General features: G+C 38.0%; 23 protein-coding genes. 22 read left to right on the forward strand and 1 reads right to left on the reverse strand.

Translation table 11 applies throughout. From position 1 onward, the window contains the following. Nucleotides 1-3: 3 nt before the first annotated feature. From G5B12_RS04830 to galT, 14 genes are all read left to right on the forward strand, one after another. Complete coding sequence (locus tag G5B12_RS04830; RefSeq protein WP_174087833.1) at nt 4-462, forward strand: hypothetical protein; 459 nt, start codon at nt 4-6, stop codon at nt 460-462. A gap of 14 nt (nt 463-476) precedes the next feature. Beyond that, nucleotides 477-746: a hypothetical protein gene (locus tag G5B12_RS04835; protein WP_244096043.1), complete on the forward strand. Its 270-nt coding sequence runs from the start codon at nt 477-479 to the stop codon at nt 744-746. Nucleotides 747-1,127: 381 nt separating this feature from the next. Then, nucleotides 1,128-1,460, forward strand: coding sequence for a DUF3784 domain-containing protein (locus G5B12_RS04840; RefSeq protein WP_059085790.1), 333 nt, complete (start codon nt 1,128-1,130; stop codon nt 1,458-1,460). 100 nt (nt 1,461-1,560) lie between these two features. After that, a complete protein-coding gene (locus G5B12_RS18475) occupies nt 1,561-1,764 on the forward strand; it encodes a PF20097 family protein (RefSeq protein ID WP_420314364.1) in 204 nt (67 codons plus the stop codon). 85 nt (nt 1,765-1,849) lie between these two features. Beyond that, nucleotides 1,850-2,827 (forward strand): hypothetical protein, encoded by a 978-nt coding sequence (locus G5B12_RS04845; RefSeq protein WP_174087834.1) that lies wholly within the window; start codon nt 1,850-1,852, stop codon nt 2,825-2,827. A 58-nt stretch (nt 2,828-2,885) separates the two neighbouring features. Next, on the forward strand, nt 2,886-3,074 hold the full coding sequence (locus G5B12_RS04850) for a hypothetical protein (protein WP_055056116.1): 189 nt from the start codon (nt 2,886-2,888) through the stop codon (nt 3,072-3,074). A 59-nt stretch (nt 3,075-3,133) separates the two neighbouring features. Continuing rightward, the gene (locus G5B12_RS04855) at nt 3,134-3,466 is read left to right on the forward strand and encodes a DUF1648 domain-containing protein (RefSeq protein WP_055056115.1); all 333 of its coding nucleotides are present in this window, start codon (nt 3,134-3,136) and stop codon (nt 3,464-3,466) included. Between the two features lie 92 nt (nt 3,467-3,558). Beyond that, nucleotides 3,559-3,939, forward strand: coding sequence for a DUF4825 domain-containing protein (locus G5B12_RS04860; RefSeq protein ID WP_092072171.1), 381 nt, complete (start codon nt 3,559-3,561; stop codon nt 3,937-3,939). Nucleotides 3,940-4,019: 80 nt separating this feature from the next. Continuing rightward, a complete protein-coding gene (locus G5B12_RS04865; RefSeq protein ID WP_055056113.1) occupies nt 4,020-4,214 on the forward strand; it encodes a zinc ribbon domain-containing protein in 195 nt (64 codons plus the stop codon). A gap of 61 nt (nt 4,215-4,275) precedes the next feature. After that, nucleotides 4,276-4,755, forward strand: coding sequence for a hypothetical protein (locus G5B12_RS04870; protein ID WP_092072167.1), 480 nt, complete (start codon nt 4,276-4,278; stop codon nt 4,753-4,755). A 28-nt stretch (nt 4,756-4,783) separates the two neighbouring features. Continuing rightward, entirely contained in the window at nt 4,784-4,879 is a 96-nt protein-coding gene (locus tag G5B12_RS18480; protein ID WP_180211300.1) for a hypothetical protein, read from the forward strand. Nucleotides 4,880-5,232: 353 nt separating this feature from the next. Then, nucleotides 5,233-5,412, forward strand: a complete 180-nt coding sequence (locus G5B12_RS18270) for a helix-turn-helix domain-containing protein (RefSeq protein WP_092072164.1) — start codon at nt 5,233-5,235, stop codon at nt 5,410-5,412. 1 nt (nt 5,413) lies between these two features. Then, nucleotides 5,414-5,764, forward strand: a complete 351-nt coding sequence (locus G5B12_RS04885; protein WP_158526443.1) for a DUF2500 domain-containing protein — start codon at nt 5,414-5,416, stop codon at nt 5,762-5,764. Next, on the forward strand, nt 5,758-7,248 hold the full coding sequence (gene galT, locus G5B12_RS04890; RefSeq protein ID WP_174087835.1) for a UDP-glucose--hexose-1-phosphate uridylyltransferase: 1,491 nt from the start codon (nt 5,758-5,760) through the stop codon (nt 7,246-7,248). Before G5B12_RS04885 ends, galT begins: the two co-directional genes overlap by 7 nt. Before the next feature lie 92 nt (nt 7,249-7,340). On the opposite strand, the gene G5B12_RS04895 is transcribed toward galT, so the two are convergent. Next, nucleotides 7,341-7,754, reverse strand: a complete 414-nt coding sequence (locus tag G5B12_RS04895; protein WP_044961941.1) for a hypothetical protein — start codon at nt 7,752-7,754, stop codon at nt 7,341-7,343. 531 nt (nt 7,755-8,285) lie between these two features. Here G5B12_RS04895 and G5B12_RS04900 point away from each other — a divergent pair. From G5B12_RS04900 to G5B12_RS04935, 8 genes are all read left to right on the forward strand, one after another. Continuing rightward, nucleotides 8,286-9,734, forward strand: a complete 1,449-nt coding sequence (locus tag G5B12_RS04900) for a L,D-transpeptidase family protein (RefSeq protein WP_174087836.1) — start codon at nt 8,286-8,288, stop codon at nt 9,732-9,734. A 97-nt stretch (nt 9,735-9,831) separates the two neighbouring features. Further along, complete coding sequence (locus G5B12_RS04905; protein ID WP_118070527.1) at nt 9,832-10,014, forward strand: hypothetical protein; 183 nt, start codon at nt 9,832-9,834, stop codon at nt 10,012-10,014. A gap of 76 nt (nt 10,015-10,090) precedes the next feature. Then, complete coding sequence (locus tag G5B12_RS04910) at nt 10,091-10,441, forward strand: DUF2116 family Zn-ribbon domain-containing protein (protein ID WP_021651963.1); 351 nt, start codon at nt 10,091-10,093, stop codon at nt 10,439-10,441. A gap of 63 nt (nt 10,442-10,504) precedes the next feature. After that, nucleotides 10,505-10,696, forward strand: coding sequence for a DUF6019 family protein (locus G5B12_RS04915; protein WP_059085796.1), 192 nt, complete (start codon nt 10,505-10,507; stop codon nt 10,694-10,696). A 93-nt stretch (nt 10,697-10,789) separates the two neighbouring features. Next, nucleotides 10,790-11,506, forward strand: coding sequence for an AAA family ATPase (locus G5B12_RS04920; protein WP_118069956.1), 717 nt, complete (start codon nt 10,790-10,792; stop codon nt 11,504-11,506). Between the two features lie 69 nt (nt 11,507-11,575). Then, nucleotides 11,576-12,370: a CPBP family intramembrane glutamic endopeptidase gene (locus G5B12_RS04925; protein WP_118069958.1), complete on the forward strand. Its 795-nt coding sequence runs from the start codon at nt 11,576-11,578 to the stop codon at nt 12,368-12,370. A 170-nt stretch (nt 12,371-12,540) separates the two neighbouring features. Further along, nucleotides 12,541-13,200, forward strand: coding sequence for a response regulator transcription factor (locus G5B12_RS04930; protein ID WP_117738848.1), 660 nt, complete (start codon nt 12,541-12,543; stop codon nt 13,198-13,200). Nucleotides 13,201-13,202: 2 nt separating this feature from the next. Continuing rightward, on the forward strand, nt 13,203-14,462 hold the full coding sequence (locus G5B12_RS04935) for a sensor histidine kinase (protein ID WP_118069960.1): 1,260 nt from the start codon (nt 13,203-13,205) through the stop codon (nt 14,460-14,462). Nucleotides 14,463-14,540 lie beyond the last annotated feature (78 nt).

Below are 14,540 nucleotides of genomic sequence, written 5' to 3' on the forward strand. Positions count from 1 at the left end.
TGTTTGGAAGATTTTGGAACACGTTATCAGAATATACCGGATTTTTTTAAGGACAGGATCCAGCGATATGGTATCCTGTCTCTTTTTATCCTGCTTTTCGGATCATTTATGGGAACATGGATGAAAGACAAAACTTTTATTTTCTGGTCTTTCCTGCTTGGGATTATCGGGTTTATAAGAACATATCTTATTTTCCGCACCGCGGATAAAAAGACCTATGAAATCGTGGAAGGGCTGGTAACCGGGATAGACGGGAAAAATCCCTTTGCAAGATTACGGAAAATCCGGGTGAGTGATCCGGCCGGACGGCAGAGTGAACTTTTGCTGGATAAAAATGTAAAAGTTTTGGAGGGAAAACGCTATCGGTTTTATTTTGGCATAAATGAAAAGAAGCTGGTAGGAATCCGCCGGGTGGATGCAGCACTCAATAACGGGACTTTTTGGGGAAACGAAGAAATATAAGAGGAAGAGATCCATTGACAGTTTTGCTGATCTCTATTGTAGTTCTTCTCATGCCGCTTTTTGCTTATGTGGCGGTGGGAGCAACATGGCTCTCTACCATACTTCCATCTGCCGGAATTGGTATGCAGAACAATTTCCTTTATCAGCTTGCAAATTTCAATTATCTGAATATCGGTGGGATGAGTTTCTGGACACCGCATATTATTTTGCTTTCGGCAGGAATTGAATTATTTGTGTTTACATTCTTGGCGATTCATTCCTATTGCAGACATCAGGTAGCATAAAAGAAGTTCAAAATAGAACGAATTGATTATCTGCCGCACGACGGCAAAAGAAAAAGCAGACAATTTGGAACGACGGTTTTGATTTTCAGAGCCAGCGTTTCTTTGTGGCAACACAAACCTATGATGAATTTTCTGGAAATATTGTAGTTAATAGCATTGTTTATGCGTTGAAAATATCTGAAAAATTGATGATAGTAGAAATATAATATTAAAATAAAAAATAATACAAAAAATTGTTTTACTATAGAGAAATATATAGTATAATACAACCATAAGAAGTGATAAAAAAATAACAAGTTGACCTAGCCAAACATAATAAGTTTTACTGTTGTGTTTGGCTTTTTTTATTTGATAGCCAGAGTGGGAAGTGAGGTGTCTACAATGATAATCTGTGTTATCTTTGATTTGGGAATGGCAGTGATTATGTTTTTATTTGGAATCAGTTTTGTAAAATCAAATGGAAAGGCCGCTGCATTTTTGTCTGGCTATAATATGAAATCTACGGAAGAACGAAAACAGTATGATGAAAAAGAAATGTGCAGAGTATATGGAAATCGGATGATGTGGATGGCACTGCCATTTGTAGCCGGTGCAGCCATAGATTTATTATACAGTGGAATCGGATGTTTTGCAGCGTGTGTAATATGGACCGTTCAATTTGTTTTATTGATGAAAGAACGTATGAAACGAGAAAAAATAGAAAAGAACATTTAGGCAAAAATTATATTCGAAAGAAGATATACAAGCTATCCAGGAACAGGATAATTCTCGGGAACAAGAGGAACTTTAATTACTTAAAGGAGATGACGTGAATATGAGATGTCCATATTGTGAAGGAAAAATGCGAAAGGGTCAGTTGCATGCGGTTGGTCCAGGGGCAGGACTGGAGTGGAAAGAAGGCTCTGAGAGTTTGCGGTTAAATACGGATCCAGAGTTGGCAGCAAGGATATCTGGAGACCGCATAGCTGCCTATAATTGTGATTTTTGCAGAAAGATTATTGTCTCTTACGAATATTGAGATTTTCAATTCTTTGAAAAATATGCTTTAAGTAGAGATGGGAACCAATTGAATTCGAATACGATTAATTGCGAGGAATCAGGCGATGAAGATAAAACGTGGAGATATTTACTATATAGAGTTGTATCTGGAACCTGGAAAAATTTCTGACCACAATAAAAGAAGCAATGGAACATTGTCATTTACCGGAGTGGAACTAATGGATGCTATTGTGTCAGCTGGGATGCCAGATATATATTTGAACAAGGCGAACAAAAGAAATCGTAAAGAGGAGATATATTTCAAAATTAAACTGTTTGAAACATATGTTGCTTTATTGCCAAACGGAGAACTTTTATTCGATCCTGCAAGAAAAGTCTATTTGGATAGTACAGAAATTGGTGCAATTAATTATTGGATTGGAATGATACTTATCACTGTACTGGGAAAGAAAAAATATGGTTATGAGTATATGGTTCACTTATCGATGATATCAAACTTTAGTTCATATCCACGCATAAAAAAACATCGATTTTTTTCAGTTAATGGCAAAACTACATACAAATCACCGGATCTAATAGCAATAAACAATTCGAACCGTTATTATGGTGTTTTCGAATCAAAAGGTTATAGCGCTTATGATTCAAATGCTATGGAACGTGGTTATATTCAAGCAAAATCAATAGATAAGATAAATGGAAAACCTCCAAAAAATTCTTTAGTTGTAATGACCGTAACAGGAAAGAGAATAGAGATAACGGAAAAAGACCCAGAGGGTGGAATGGAACAGATTGAAGTCAATTTAAGTTTCCTGCAAATATATCATTATTTGCCGATTGTTGAGTTGATTGTGGAATTAGGCCCAGAGGAACAGGAAGACTGGACATTTGGTTCTCTCGTATATGAGGAAGAAAAGTATTCTATTGGAATTCCTACGGTTTTGTATAAGGACCTTCTGCCAATAGCAGAAGGTAAGGAAGAAAATTTACTGGATGAGTTTCTTGAAAAAATTTCTTCTAAGGAAACATATTTATTAGATATCGTTCCGGATGAGGCAAGGCAGCATATTCTTCATGTAAAATAGAAATATGGAACCTTAAATCTTTATCAACAAATTAATGTAGATGTGGGAGGAAAGGGATATGAAAAAAGAATATAAGGTACTTATTTGTATTCTGGCTTTGATATTCAGCATAGGTGCGACTTGCATAGGTTTTGGATTGATTGGGAGCTCTTCTATGAAATTTGGAATGAAATATGTGTGTGATTTCGTTTTTCTGATGCAAACAATAGCTACATGCTGGGTTGTTATAGAATTGCTCAAAAAGTAAGCTTATTAGAGGGCTTTGAGTAAGTACCAGTATCTGACATATGAGAGGAAGGCACTGTTATGGATGGTATAAGCAGCAGGAAATTAACATGGGGAATTTGCATCGTTGGAATTGCGATTGCAATAATAAGCTTCTTTTTCTTACCGGAGATTATTCCCGTTCACTTTGCTGGAAATGGAGTCGCAGATGACTTTGGCAATAAGATAGAAATTTTTTTAATGCCGATACTCCTTCTGGCTGTTACAATCTTGAGTGGTATAAAAAGTATAAAGTATGTTCTGATGCATTCGAAGACTTGGCTAACAGTTGGTCAATATAACCTAATGATTGATTGTGTTTTAGGAATTATTTTGATTGCAGAAATTTTTATGATTTATGCTTCGTTTGTTTAAAGGCTGATCTATAAATAAAGAAGCAAATATATGGCAGTTTCTGGTTCATTGGGCAGGCTGTTTTATATCAAAGTGTGAAGAGGAGCTGGTTCATGATGAAAAAAGTAATTCCAATTATTTTATTTACGGTATCAGCAATATTGCTTTCTGCATGTGGCAGAAAAGAAGAACTGTACGAGATTCCTAACCTGTCACAGTACAAGACAGATTATGTAGGAGATTCTTCGAATGTTATAAATATTGTAAGTGGGCAAGAGTATCAGGAAGGATATTCTTATGATAGCATACAGATACAGTCTGAAACGAAGCCTTATGGATTAACAGTATTTCTAAAAGTTGAGCCGTCTGCAGTTAAGATTGAAGATGAATTGCAAGTTAATGCGGATATGACATTTGATTTGATTGGTAATTTGGAAACGCTTGATTATAAAATAGCGGATAGTAAGGAAATCATTGCATCGTATGAACGGTAGATCATTCAGTGGTTAATATTTTGTCTGCTATTATATAGTAAGAAAAATAGGAAAGCGAAACATATATTTGGAGGACAGCAATGAGAAAATGTGAAAAGTGTGGAACAGTCATGAGAGCGGATTTAAGACTTAAAGTTAATGGCGGTGGCTATGGGATCGTTGTAGATGTAGATGAAAAACAAAAAACGACAACTATAGATGATGTTAAAGTTGCAGTCTGTCCAGAGTGTGGACATACAGAAATGTATTTAGAGGATTTAACTAAATTGAAGTAAAATTAGATATGATTGAAACAGGATAAAAAATTTTGATGGAATGCTTGTGGAGAAAATAAATATGAAAAAACTTAATTATACAGAAGATTTATTGAGAGTTATCTTCTTTTGGATAGGAATATTCTTTCTTGTTTCCGGTGTCTTAAGTTTTCTTGGGATATTAAAACCAGCAGTAAACTCAGGCATTCAGAATCCAGACATGTTGGGAACTGTGTTTTCTATAACGGGAGTGCTTATGTGTATAATAAGTGCTGCTCTTGGAATTTATACTGCAAAGCTTGATAAATTACATTTACAATTAATCGAAAATGGTACAAAAGTGAAGGGCTTGGTAGAAAAAGTATATTTGCAAAAATACACAAGATATAGAAGACAGATTCCATACAGGATTTTATATAGTTTTACATATCATGATAAAGTGTATTATCATAAAAGCCGTTTGGTATGGGAAAAGCCGGATCTTAAGAAAGGCGACTTGATTACCGTATATGTAAATAATCTTGGTAAATCAACAGTTTATAATTGCAATGAAGCGGTCTGATATCTAGCCTCTATATTTCGGAAAAATACTGCACGATCTGTGGTTTACAGAAGAGCAGCTTCAAAGAATGCTGAGTATGAAAAATGCAACTCCATCAGATGTATGGAAATTCAGAGATTATTAATTGGACAAATCAAAAAACTTGGTAAGAGTATTTTCATAATTCTGTTCAATTTTGTCTATGTTTTCGAGAATCCTGTTCATGTACAAATGCAACTAAATTAGAGTATAATAAGGGAAACCATTGAAACTGGGTTTCCGTATTGGACATTCCTGTGATGGCAGGAATGTCCTTTACATATAGCGGTAAATTCTGAAGTAGTTGGCATAGAAGTTCATGAGGTAGTTGACGTATGCTTTAAATCTTTTCATTTTGTTTTCCTCCTTTCTTTATCTTACAAGCACATTATAATATCAGAAGACGTATATTACTTGCCAAATGGGAAGAAAAAGTAGACAAAACTTGCAGGAGATTAATTGGAATGTACTGGTAAGAGCATCACAGACATTTGCCTGGATGCAGGAGTTGAGAGCCAAAGGACATTTAACAGGGTATTTCGTGAAAGATATAAAGTAACGTCAAGGGAATACCGGAATCTTTATCATGAACAATATATAAGTCAGACCCAGGATGAAATATCTGGAATGGAGAAATAGGATGGCATTTATAATCTGTATAGCAGCACTCATAATCATGATGTTTGTATTTACCAAAATGTTGTTAAGTTTTGGCAATAACAGCAGTGCGGCAGTTGAATCTGTTGATGCGACTGTAGTTGAAAAGAAGCAAGGAATCTATACCCATATGCAGTCTGAATCACATGTACCTTGGTTTCGCGTTGTATTTGAGATGACAGATGGAAGTTTGATGGAATTTCAAATGCAACAGGGAGATTTTCGTGAATTGGAAAAAGGCGATCGAGGTATGCTGACTTATCAGGGAAATCGGTATATATGTTACCAAAAATATAAATTTAAAAGTGAAGCACAGGAGGAAGAAAAATGTTAAGTGAAAGCATTGCAAAACTGGTACAGTATGGGATTACAACAGGTCTGACACCAGAATGTGAAAGAAATTACACAACAAATCTTCTGCTGGACGTTTTTCATGAGGATGACTATGAGAAACCGGACAGCATTGAGGAACCTGTTAATCTTGAAGCAACATTGGGCGAATTGCTGGACGAAGCTGTAAAAAGAGGACTGATCGAAGACAGTATTGTATACCGGGATCTATTTGATACCAGATTAATGAACTGTCTGATGCCGCGTCCGGGCCAGGTGCAAAAAGAATTCTGGGATAAATATAAAGAAAGCCCAAAGGAAGCAACCGATTATTTTTATAAACTGAGTCAGGACAGCAATTATATCCGCAGATATCGCGTAGAGATGGATCAAAAGTGGAAGGTAGACAGTCCATACGGTGAGATTGATATTACCATCAATTTGTCCAAACCGGAAAAAGATCCAAAAGCAATTGCCGCGGCAAGGAATGTAAAATCCGGAAGCTATCCGAAATGTCTTCTTTGCCCGGAAAATGAAGGATATGCGGGACGTGTTAATCATCCGGCAAGGCAGAACCACAGGATTATTCCGATCATGATCAATGATACTCCTTGGGGCTTCCAGTATTCTCCGTATGTGTATTACAATGAGCATTGTATTGTATTTAACTGCCAGCATACTCCAATGAAAATCGAGAGAAATGCATTCATTAAACTGTTTGATTTTGTAAAACTGTTTCCGCATTATTTCCTTGGATCTAATGCAGACCTGCCGATCGTAGGTGGTTCGATCCTAAGCCATGATCATTTCCAGGGTGGACATTATACATTTGCAATGGCAAAAGCACCAATTGAGCAGCATGTGGTACTTCCGGGATTTGAAGATGTAGAGGCTGGAATTGTAAAATGGCCATTATCTGTGCTTCGTATTCGGCATAAAGATTCCAACCGTTTGGTAGATCTGGCAACACATGTGCTGGAAGTATGGAGAGGCTATACCGATGAAGAAGCATTTATTTATGCTGAGACCAATGGAGAACCACATAATACAATTACACCAATTGCACGTAAAGTAGGTGATACCTACGAACTGGATCTGACATTAAGGAACAACATCACAACAGAAGAACATCCGCTGGGAGTGTACCATCCGCATGCAGAATATCATCATATTAAGAAAGAAAATATCGGTCTGATCGAAGTTATGGGACTTGCAGTTCTTCCGGCCAGATTAAAAGGTGAGATGGAACTTTTGGAAGAGTATATTCTTGAAGGCAAAGATATTTCTTCAAATGAGCAGATTGAGAAACATGCAGAGTGGGTTAAGAAGTTCCTTCCGAAATATTCGGAAATCACAAAAGAAAACATCCATGGCATTCTTCAGAAAGAGATTGGAATCGTATTTACCCATGTTCTGGAAGATGCAGGAGTATACAAATGTACGACCGAGGGAAGAGAAGCATTCATGCGTTTTCTTGAAACATTATAAAAATTGAAATAAAAGGATTCTTTGGGAAATGGGAGGTAAGTGAAACCTCCCATTTTTTAAAAGGAAGATGATGAAAAAGGTGTGAAACTTTCCTAGGCTTTTCTTTTGGATGTAAGAAGAAGTAACAGTGGAACAAAAATAAAGATCCTCCATAGTGCAGGAATGGTGATATTGTTTCGGAATGCAAATGCACTGCCAGAAGAATCTGCCGGTATGTAAATGCGAAGATCTACAGTACAGGATGAACTTTCATCGCGTATATCTAAAGGAAGCTGAGAATGATATACTTTGCCTTCATGGGTGAATTTAACAGGCAGTGCCCAGTAATAATGACGCGGACTACCAAAATTATAAAGATAATATCCGTCTGCTTTGATTAAATTTGGATTTTCATGGTAAAGAAAATAGTTTTTATTGGCATAAAAGAATGTCCCGCCCATTAATAGAAGCCAGATCAGCACCAGTGCAGCTTTATTCAAAAAAGGACTATCAAATACTCTTTTCAAAAATCCCCTCCTGTCAGATAAGGACATTTTATCAAATGAACCAGGAAAATTCGATAGAAAGAAAAAATTTATTATTATGAGAACCGATTTGCTTGTATCTGCATCTAATTAGTGTAAAACAAACACGTGTACAATCCGGCCGGACAGAAGGAGAAAACAGAGAAGCGATTTTGTACAGAAGAAAATAAGTGAGATCTGATTAGGTGCTGTCATGAATCAGTCTAGGATGAAAAATCCCTGACCGGTCACGGCAGCCCTTTTTTTTCCTGTTTTCAGGGTTCTGTTCACAGAGAAAAAGGAAAGTGTCTGAAAGTACCCCAAAAGTGTTAAATGTGAGATAAATGATGATGCGGTGTTTCTATCCGTAAAAGAGCAGAGGGAAAATGTTTTGTAGAAATCAGCTTACTGTTTGTAAAAGAAAATGTTTTTTCCGGCAGCCTTGGTTATTTTTTATTAAATCGGAGATATTAAAATCAGACGATTTAAAAAATCTGTCTGAATGCTGTTTATCGTTAAAAACAGGGGGCATGGATGGGAAAAAGAAAAGAGATAACCGGTAAGGATAATGGAAAGCAAAAAATGTGGATAATGATCACTGTCATCATAGTGTTCTTTGCTATGGCTGGCTACGCAGGAATGTCTTATTATTATTCAGACAGATTTTTTCGGGGAACAACGATCAATGGAATTAACTGTTCTGGAAAAACATCGGAAGAGGCAGAACAGGCGGTTGCAAAAAAAGCAGAGGATTATCTGCTGGAAGTAAAGGCAAGAAATCTGAAATCGCAGAGTATCAATGGAAAATTGATCGGATATCGTTATGTTTCGGATGGCAGTATTTCCCAATATCTGGATGAACAAAAACCATATAAATGGGTTCGGGGATTTTGGAAAAAGCAAAATTATACAGCCAAGGAAAATATGACCTATGATAAAGTGAAGTTAAAAGAACAGATGGAAAAACTGGAATGTGTAAAAAAAGAGAATCAGACAGCACCAGAAGATGCTTATGTAGCTTATAAAGATTCGAAGTTTGAAATCGTACCGGAAACAGAAGGGAATACCCTGGATTTCAATGGAGCTTATCAGGCACTGTCAGAAGCGGTTACTGACAAAAAAAGAACCATTGACCTGAATAGCTGTCCGGCTGTTTATGTAAAAGCGGCAGTAATGAAAGATGATCCAGATCTTAAAAATTCATTGGAAGAATGCCAAAATCTGATCCGGACCAAAATCGTATATATATTTGGAGAAGAAACGGTAACATTGGAGGGGGACGAGATCAGAAACTGGCTCATTTTTGATGAGAGAGGACGGCTGCAAAAAAATGAGGATGAACTGAGACAGTACGTGGCAGAATATGTGGCAAAGCTGGCTGCCACACATGATACCGTAAATACAGAGAGGGAATTTTGTACAACAAGCGGACGTACTGTTCAGGTGTATAGTTCCGTTTATGGATGGAAGATCGATCAGGAAAAGGAAATAGAAACCATTATGCAGGAAATGATTGCAGGAGTACAGATAAACCGGGAACCGGTATACGCTATGCGGGCAAATGCACGGGGTATGAATGATATAGGCAGCACGTATATTGAAGTGGACCTGTCTGCACAGCATTTATATTACTATCAGGATGGTTCGATCATTTTGGAATCGGATATTGTGTCAGGAGATATGCAGTATGCAGAACGGCAGACACCACCGGGAATTTTTCAACTGTATTACAAGAAAAGTCCATCTGTGCTGAAAGGAAAGATGTTGGAAAATGGGAAATATGAATATGAAAGACCAGTAACTTACTGGATGCCTTTTAATGGGGGGATCGGGTTTCATGATGCTTCATGGCAGCCATACTTTGGAGGAAATCGTTTCCGAGAAGGTGGTGGATCCCATGGATGCATTAATCTTCCGGCGGACAAAGCGGCAGAACTTTATAATAGGATAGACGAAAGTGTGCCGATTGTCTGTTTTTATTAAAAATGGGCAGGATATATCGTTTTATATAGAGGTTTGTTTATAAAATGGAAGATCTTAATTGGTCTTCTGTTTTTTTATAATTATCAGCAATAATTTCATGGAAGAAAAGTGTGTATGTTCCGTCCAGATATGGAAAGAAGTCTTTGACCATTTTGACCGGCAACCGAAAAAAATCGAGACAAATGAGAACTATTCGATTGATGAAGATGCAAAGGAAATCTTGCAGGAGAAAAGCAAGAGGATGCTGGTTACAGAAGCAAAACGAATGGCAGTGTATTAAAATTAGGTGGATGTAATTGAGGAAAAAATATGATATCATGTTAGTAACAAAACGGAAATTATGGAGGGAATAGAGTGTGAAAAAATGCAAATATTGTGGCAAAAAACTCAATGATAATTTTGAATTTTGTAACAGTAAATGTGAAAATTGTTATGAAAAGATGATGGATAAAGACAGCCATAAAATCAAGTATTTTACATTAGGCATTATTTTGGGATTCTTAGTTATGTTTTATGGCATTATTTCTAACAATAATGTCTTTATAATAGGAATTGGGATTATAGTAATGGGTATAGATGTTGTTTTATTGCCATTTACAACTCCTGAAACAATTAATTTTCTAGGATATCAAAAGTCAAAATTCGCAGGAAGAATATCAGGCATATTGCTTATAGCAGTTGGAGTATGGATGTGTTTTATTCAATGATAAATCCCAGCCTGCAAAATTGAAAATAAATTGAAAGTCACGAAATCGGAGGAGTTAATGATTATGTGGAATGAATTAGGCTTAAGCGGGGGAACCGCAATTATTATTTTGATTGCGCTGTATTTCGTCATCAAATGGGCAGTGAAAAATGGAATCAAAGAAGCCTACAGTGCCATTACTGGAAAGAAAACGGAAGAAGATGTCAGAAACGAAAAAGAATTGAAAGAACTCGGATTTGAGTTAGAAGATAAATAAAAGTTGACCGAGCTATTTAGAGCGAATGATGCTTCTTGTCCAAAGAGCAAGAAAAGGTAGATTAGAAAGTGTTTTTTACAGGCAGGTGATTAGATGAATGATCAATTCTTACAAGGAGTAATATTCGATTGGAATAGAATTGATAACGATAGTTATTTAAATAGAATTAAGGCTTTTAAAGGGATTGAAAAACTTGTTTTCAATAAACCAATTACCTTTTTTGTCGGAGAAAATGGCAGTGGTAAATCTACTTTATTGGAGGCACTTGCTGTAGCACATGGTTTTAATCCGGAGGGTGGAACAAAGAATTATGTTTTTTCTACGCATGATACACATTCAGAATTGTGTGATGCGATAAGAATTTCCAAAGGCTATCGGAAGGAAAAGTGGGGTTATTTTCTTAGGGCTGAAAGTTTTTATAATGTTGCAACGAAGGAAGAAGAATATGCGGATCTCACACATCCTTCCGCTAAATATCATGAAAAATCACATGGAGAGAGTTTTCTCGCATTGGCACAGAATAATCTGCGTCCAAATGGCTTGTATCTTTTTGACGAACCTGAAGCTGCATTATCCCCACAGAGACAGCTTACATTGTTGATGCAAATATATAGTTGTGCAAAAGAGGGAGCACAGTTTATTATAGTTACGCATTCGCCAATTTTGTTAGGAATACCTGATGCAGATATCTATTGTTTTGATGATGGACGAATACATTTATGCGAATATGAAGAAACAGAGAGCTATCGGATAACAGAAATGTTCATAAACAACAGGCAGATGCTGTTGGATAAATTGCTAACAGATTAGACAAGAAAGGAATCGACGGATTCAAGTTTGTGAAATTAAGAAAATCTGGATTGTAGAGGAAAATATTACATGAAGAAATTAGTATTGGTATCATTAAAAACGTTTGCCTTTTTTGTAGGCTGGGCTATATGTGTTTCAATTTTGCCTATACCAGATACAAAAAGTGCGGCAGTCTGGAGATTTTGGGCAGAATTGATTCCATTATTGTCAGTTATTGGTTTTACAATTATTTTCTGGTTAATAGATAAAAGAAACATACGATTACATCTGACTGGAAAACCTGTTTATAATATCGTACTTGGGTGTATCACAGGAGCTATTTGGTTAGGAGTATCTGTTGTAATATTATCTTTAACAGGGGCCATACATATTAATGGCAGAAACCAAATTTCTATGCTTTGGTTATGGTTATTTTCAGCTTTTATCAATAGCGTTATGCAGGAAGTGTTAGTTCGTGGTTACTTATATCAGATGATAAAAAATAATTACAACATAGTTGTCGCTGTCCTTATATCTACCGGATTATTTACATTTGCACATGGTGGGGCTTTTGAGGCAGGAATACTTCCTGTACTAAACGTTATAACGATGAGTCTTTTCGTGACGGCAGTTTTGGAATACACGGAATCCTTAGTTGCTCCGATTGTAATCCATTTTTTATGGAATGGAGTTGGTGCAATTATTTTGGGTGGAGTATCATTAGCAGAAGATTATCCGCATTTGTTCAACATGGTAATTAGTGGAAATTCAATTTTGTCGGGTGGCAGCTGTAAAATTGAAGGTGGCATAGTTGTACTGTTTATGAACTTGATTTTAATGTTTGGATTCGTAATGGCAAAAAAGAAAAGGGACAAAAATCTATAATTTCAGTTTTATTGTACTTTTCTAATTCGAGACACACTGTGCCCTGAATTGAGCTGGTCACATTATCGTGCCCTGATGCGTATAAATGATGAGAAAACAAGAACAAATGCAATGTAGACCTGGGATTTAAAAAACTATACTATAGAAAAGCGTTAGAGGTGGCAGCGGGAATGAAAAATAAAATTTTGGTGATAGAAGATGACCGTGCAATTTCAGAATTGCTGTGCATGAACCTGGAGGCAGCAGGGTATGAGACTGTGGCAGCGTATGATGGGGAAGAAGCCCAGAGGCTGCTCTTATGGCAGGAGGACGCGGACCTGGCAGTAGTGGATATCATGCTGCCGGGAAAAGACGGGTTTGCATTGATGGAGGATTTTAAAAAGAAGAAGCTTCCGGTGCTCTACCTGACTGCAAAGGATGATGTGGCTTCCAAGGTGAAGGGATTAAAGCTGGGTGCGGAAGATTATATGGTAAAGCCTTTTGAGATGCTGGAACTTCTGGTACGCATTGAGAAGGTGCTGGAGAGGACGGGACGGGCCAAGAAAGTCTTAACGGTCCGGAACATCCTGGTGGACATGCAAAGCCATCAGGTCTACAAAGACGGGCTTCCGGTAAGCCTAAAGCCAATGGAATATGACCTCTTTGTGCTGCTCCTGCAAAATAAGAACATTGCGCTTGGAAGGGAAGAACTGTTAAAACGGGTCTGGGGAGAAAACTACCTGGGAGAAAGCAGGACGGTGGATGTCCATATCGGACAGCTCAGAAAAAAGCTGGAACTTTATGATGAGATCAGGACGATCCCGAAACTTGGATACCGTCTGGAGGAATAAGGATGAAGCTGTGGAAACGAACGGTACTTCTTATGCTGGTAACGCTATTATGTGCCCTGATCCCAGTGGGAACGCTAAGTCTTTATATCACAGGAAAACGAAGCCTCAATAATGCTGCAGAGACCTACGGAAGACAGCTGGAAAATGGCAAGATACTCCTGGAACAATTTTGGGATAACAGCAAATATGAGCAGATGTCCGAGACTGGAAAGCAGGCTTATATGGGCTTTCAGTTCCAGCGATGCTGTGGGGAAGGCATGGCCCTGATCGACCGAAAAAGCAATGCCGTCATTGAAAACCTGACAGATTATAAAGTGGTGGGGCTCGAAAACTTAGGCTTAAAGGATGAAGGAGATCCGTATGCCTACAAGATACAGAAACTGGGACAGAAATACCTCCTTCTCCAGCTGGAACCATTATCCAGACCGGAAGGATACGAAGTCCTCTCTGTCCGGGAAGTCACAGGGCTTTTTGCAGAGCTGAGACAGACCGCTGTCTGGTTTTTGGGAATTTATCTGGCTGTGTTCCTGATCGCCGGCCTTTTTATTTATATGATGATGCGAAGAACTGTGGAACAGATGGAGAAGTTACAGGAAGTGGCAGAGAAACAGGAGCTGCTCATGGGGGCACTTTCCCATGAAATGCGTACCCCGTTAACGTCCATTATCGGGTATTCGGATACCCTGCGCCATGTAAAGCTGAAAGATGAACAGAAAGACCGGGCACTGGAACATATCAACCGGGAGGGAAAGCGCCTGGAGGCTCTTTCTGGGAAGATGCTGCAGATGCTGGGGCTTTATCAGAACCATGCCATACAGATGGAAATGACCATGGCAGGTGACCTTTTAAACCATGTCATAGACATGGAAAAAGAACAGGCAGAAAAGAAAGCGGTGCATCTCAAGATGGAATGTGAAGCTTTTTCCATGAAAATGGATCCGGCCTTGATGGAAAGCCTTCTGATAAACCTGATCGACAATGCCCTAAAGGCTACGGATGCCGGTGGAAGCATTTGGGTAAAGGCTTATGAGAAAGCTGGAAAAAAGATCTTTGAGGTGTCGGATACCGGAATGGGGATCCCGGAGGAAGAACTGGGAAAGATCACAGATGCATTCTATATGGTGGACAAATCACGAAGCCGAAAAGAAGGCGGATCCGGACTTGGGCTGGCACTCTGTGTGAAGGTGGCTGAAATCCATGGCGGATGCTTGAAAATCGAAAGCAGACAGAGAGAGGGGACCACGGTAAGAGCCATCTTCTGATTTACAATTTGTTTACATCTTGATGAATACATCGGCGAAGCAATATGGTACTCTTTTCTCATAAGAAGAGGGTACCTT

Origin of the sequence: Blautia sp. MSK.20.85, assembly GCF_013317245.1 — a bacterium.
Taxonomy (GTDB): domain Bacteria; phylum Bacillota; class Clostridia; order Lachnospirales; family Lachnospiraceae; genus Blautia_A.